General features: G+C 71.8%; 2 protein-coding genes. Both read right to left on the bottom strand.

Annotated features, from left to right (window positions below; translation table 11 throughout):
• Window positions 1-749, bottom strand: a 749-nt coding sequence (locus ABT300_RS43420) for an alkaline phosphatase family protein (protein WP_351688531.1), incomplete at its 3' end; no start/stop codon positions are given.
• 310 nt (window positions 750-1,059) lie between these two features.
• On the bottom strand, window positions 1,060-2,046 hold the full coding sequence (locus ABT300_RS43415; protein WP_351688528.1) for an electron transfer flavoprotein subunit alpha/FixB family protein: 987 nt from the start codon (window positions 2,044-2,046) through the stop codon (window positions 1,060-1,062).
• Between the last annotated feature and the right edge of the window lie 128 nt (window positions 2,047-2,174).

Below are 2,174 nucleotides of genomic sequence, written 5' to 3'. Positions count from 1 at the left end.
GAGTTGTCGCCGTAGTTGCCGCGGTAGGCGTCCTGGATCCAGCCCCAGCCGCCGTTCGCGTCCAGGCCGTCGCCGACGTCCTGGTAGATCTTCCAGGAGACGCCCGCCCGTTCGAGGCGCTCGGGGTACGTCGTCCAGCTGTAGCCCGCCTCGTCGTTGCCGAGGACCGGGCCGCCGCCCTTGCCGTCGTTTCCCGTGTGGCCGGTCCACAGGTAGTAGCGGTTGGGGTCGGTGGAGCCGATGAACGAGCAGTGGTAGGCGTCGCAGACGGTGAAGGCGTCGGCGAGCGCGTAGTGGAACGGGATGTCCTTGCGCGTCAGGTACGCCATCGTCGTCGCGCTCTTGGCGGGCGCCCACCGGTCGTAGCGGCCGTCGGCGAAGGCGGCATGGCCGTCGTTCCAGCCGTGCGGGAGGTCCTGGACGAAGGCGAGGCCCAGGTCGTCGGCGTCGGGGCGGAACGGCAGCACGTCCTTGCCTGCGGCGTCCGCCTGGTGCCAGACCGAGCGGCCGTTCGCGAGGGTGACCGGCCGCGGGTCGCCGAAGCCGCGGACGCCGCGGAGCGAGCCGAAGTAGTGGTCGAAGGAGCGGTTCTCCTGCATCAGGACGACGATGTGCTCCACGTCCTCGATCGACCCCGTGCGGTGGTGCGCGGGCAGGGCCGCGGCACGCTCGACGCTGCCGGACAGGGCGGTGAACGCCGTGGTGGCGCCCGTGAGTTGGAGGAAGCGGCGCCGGTTGACTTCGGACATGGGAGAGGCACCTCTCGTACGCAAGGACGGGACCGGCCGGTGGGGACACAAGCGCGCCTACGGAGTGTGGCAAGTGCGTCGAACGTCAGGGAAGGGCCGGATGACGCCGATGTGAAGGTCCGCGGTACGCGCGGCGAGCCACGGCACGGGAGAGCGCCGGCCGTCCGCCCGGGCAGGGGCGGCGCTTGCGTGCGGCGGACGCCCGCCTCCGCCCGGGACCAGCAGCAGAAGGTCCCCAGGACGGCTGTCCTGGGGACCTGGCCGGGGCCGACGGAGGCCGGTCATGTCGTGCCCGCATTGCTGTGCCGGGTCAGCCCTTGCGTCGCCCGATCTCCTCGCTCACGGCGGGCAGGACGGTGTGGAGGTCGCCCACGACGCCGAAGTCGACGAGGTCGAAGATCGGAGCCTCCGCGTCCTTGTTCACCGCGACGACGACCCTGGAGGTCTGCATTCCGGCGCGGTGCTGGATGGCGCCGGAGATCCCGGCGGCGATGTAGAGATGGGGGGAGACGGTCTTCCCGGTCTGGCCGATCTGGTGGCTGTGCGGCTTCCAGCCCGAGTCGACCGCGGCCCGCGAGGCGCCCACGGCCGCGCCGAGCACGTCGGCGAGGCCCTCGACCGGATCGAAGTCGCCGCCGGTGCCGCGGCCGCCGGCGACCACGATCGCGGCCTCGGCCAGTTCGGGGCGTCCGGTGGCGGCGCGAGGCCGGGAGGCCACGATCCGGGCGGCCCGGGCGGCCTCGGACACGGTGACGGCCACCTCCTCGACCTGGCCGGCGCCGTAGGCCTCCACCGGCGCCGTGGAGTTGGGCTTGACGGTGATGATCGGGGTGCCCCGGGTGACCCTGGCCCGGACCGTGAAACTGCCGGCGAACACCGACTGGGTGGTCACCGGGCCGTCGTCCGAGGCCTCGACGTCGACGGCGTCGGTGATCAGCCCGGAGCCGGTTCTGATCGCGAGCCGGCCGGCGACCTCCTTGCCCTCGGCGGACGAGGCGATCAGCACGGCGCCCAGGGCGCCGGACTGCGAGGCCTTCTCCATGAGTTGCTGGAGCGCTTCCGCCTTCGGCGCCGCCAGGTAGCCCTTCAGGCCCTCGTCGTCGACGACGTACACCCGCTGTGCGCCGTACCTGCTGACGGCGTCGGCGACCTCCGCCGCTTTGGCCTTCGGACCGATGAACACCGCCGACGGCTCGCCCACGCGCGCCGCGAGCGTGAGCATCTCGTACGTCGGCTTCTTGATCGCCACACCCTCGGGAACGTCGGCGTGGTCGACGACCACCAGGATCTCGGACATGGAATCGCTCTCCGCAATCTACGGTCGGATGACTCGGACGGACTTGCCCAGTGCGGTGCCGGAAAGGCGAGGGGGTGAACCTCTCCGGTCACGGCCCTAGAGGAACTTCTGGGCGGCGAGGAAGTCGG

The sequence above is a fragment of the Streptomyces sp. NPDC001027 genome, from assembly GCF_040299045.1.
GTDB lineage: Bacteria > Actinomycetota > Actinomycetes > Streptomycetales > Streptomycetaceae > Streptomyces.
Note: the sequence above shows the minus strand (reverse complement) of the source record. Positions and strands in the feature narration are given on the sequence as shown.

Bases quoted from the DNA above. Each gene is read 5' to 3' on its own strand.
- ABT300_RS43415 (WP_351688528.1), bottom strand. From the start codon at position 2,046: ATGTCCGAGATCCTGGTGGTCGTCGACCACGCCGACGTTCCCGAGGGT.